The 1,705-nt window shown below is 50.1% G+C and carries 2 protein-coding genes; both read right to left on the minus strand.

The window, feature by feature from the left end; all coding sequences use genetic code 11:
* Positions 1-453 (minus strand): hypothetical protein (locus tag KDK16_RS08770; RefSeq protein ID WP_257275645.1); only part of this gene is annotated, 453 nt, incomplete at its 3' end.
* Between the two features lie 153 nt (positions 454-606).
* Positions 607-1,705, minus strand: a 1,099-nt coding sequence (locus KDK16_RS08775; RefSeq protein ID WP_257275646.1) for a hypothetical protein, incomplete at its 5' end; no start/stop codon positions are given.

The following is a 1,705-nucleotide window of genomic DNA, read 5'->3' on the forward strand; positions in this document are numbered from 1 at the left end:
GTTGTGTCCAGAGCCAGGCATCATAGTGGTGATCGCAAACGGGTGATCCTGACTCACCCCCCGGGTTTCCATCGAGTTAAACGTCGGTGAATCGGGGTTCCAATCGCTTTTTAAAAGCGAAGCGACAGCGGCAGCCACTTTTACAGTTATCCCTGAATGAGGGTTGGAGCATAGTGAAGTATCTATGGTATTAAGAACCAGTTCAAAAGCAATCAGCAGATTCGTGTCGTAAAGCCATTGCCATGTAACCGGCTCAATGATGGTCGTTTTCATCTCGCCACTGTCAGGTCTGGGTGGTTTGCTATCAGATAACAAATCAGGTTCTGAATAGCCCTTTTTGTCGGGAATTTGTGAGAGTTTGTCCGGTAATGTTTGCTGATCAAACTTCATAGAAAAGCTCTGATTTGGAAAAACTGCACTCTGTACAAGGTCGACAATAAAACGTTCTGTCAACGTTTCGGCCTGACAGACGACAGAAAGCGTCAGTAACAGCAACCGCAACCACAGTGTCGCAAAGAGTGAGTGATTAATAAATCTATCCTTCGATTCTGGCTTTTACAGAGCAAGGATAGATCAAGAAAACCTCATGAAAGGTTGATTTTCAGATCAAGGACTGAGGTCATCGTCCTGATCCACAACAGGAGACTTGCGTTTTCGATGTATTCTTTTGTGGTTCAACAGGGCTTTAGCACTCTTGCAGACCTTTCCGCACGGCCGCGAATGGCCATCCCGCCCAACCACAGTCTCGTCACAGGTTTGCTTTCCGGTGTGTTTTATTCTTATGTGATCCCAGAGAACTTGAGCATTCTTACAGACCTTCCCGCATAGCTGCGGTTCGCCATCCTCCCGGACCACGTTCACATCACAGGTTTGTTGCCCGCTGTGGTATCCGCTTTTGTGACTCGAAAGGACTCTGGAATTCTTGAAGACCTTTCCGCATGGCCGCGACTGGCCATCCTCCCCGACCATAATCAGGTTACAGGTTTTTTGCCCGGTGTGGTCTCTGTATTTGTGATTCAACAGGGCTTGAACATTGTTGCAGGTCTTTCCGCATGGCCGCGACTGATCGTCCTTACCGATCACGGTTACATTACAGGTTTTTTGCCCGGTGTGCTGTCGGCTTTTATGGTTGGACAGGTGTGCGGCATTTTTGCAGGCCTTTCCGCATGGCTGCAGCTGGCCATCCTCCCCGATTATGTTTACGTCACAGGTCTTTTTCCCAGAGTGCTGTCCGCTTTTGTGGGTGGACAAAGCCGCGGCATTTCTGCAGACCGTCCCGCAGGGTCGTTGCAGACCCCCCTTCCCGATCACGGGCACATCACAGGTTTTTTGCCCCGTGTGGTTTCTGCTTTTGTGATGCGACAGGGCTTGGGCATTCTTGCAGACCTTTCCGCATGGCCGGGGCTGGCCATCTTCCAATATCACGGTCACGTTACAGGTTTGTTGCCCGGTGTGGTATCCGCTTCTATGAACCAACAGGCTGTTAGTATTCTTGAAAACCTTTCTACACGGCCGCGGCTGACCATCCTCTCCGATTACGTTCGCTTCACAGGTTTGATGCCCGGAGTGGTATCCTCTCCTATGAGACCAAAGGCCTTTAGCATTCTTGAAGACCTTCCCACATTGCAGCAGCTGGCCATCCTCCTCGATTATGATCAAGTTGCAAATGGCTTGCCCGGCAGGGACGTTTTTGTCGATTGTCCCT

The organism is Endozoicomonas sp. SESOKO4, assembly GCF_024606275.1.